Source organism: Cobetia sp. SIMBA_158 (assembly GCF_046566945.1).
GTDB lineage: Bacteria > Pseudomonadota > Gammaproteobacteria > Pseudomonadales > Halomonadaceae > Cobetia > Cobetia amphilecti.
Genome location: NZ_JAWJYL010000144.1, coordinates 1 through 332, shown reverse-complemented (window position 1 = coordinate 332; position 332 = coordinate 1). Strand labels below are relative to the sequence as shown.

Here is a 332-nt window from a genome sequence, read left to right as displayed (position 1 = left end):
GAAATGATTAAAGGTGCCTTGGCTGAATTACATATTGGTGATCCGTCATTGTTATCTACTGATGTAGGGCCTGTAATCGATGAAAAAGCACTTAAAAACTTAACCGAACATGTTGAGTACTTAAAAGGCAACGCAACACTTCATTACGAATGTAAAATTCCGGACAACAGTGAAAATGGTGCGTACTTCTTTGCTCCTCGTTTGTACGAAATAAAAGACCTTTCTGTACTTAAGCGCGAAGTATTTGGTCCATGTGTTCATATTATTCGCTTCAAAGCGAATCAACTTGATGACGTAATTGATCAAATAAACAATACAGGTTACGGCTTAAC

General features: G+C 37.3%; 1 protein-coding gene. It reads left to right on the top strand.

Annotated features, from left to right (window positions below):
• Positions 1-332: aldehyde dehydrogenase family protein (locus R2R70_RS19360; protein WP_410978802.1), on the top strand; the 332-nt coding region annotated here is incomplete at both ends.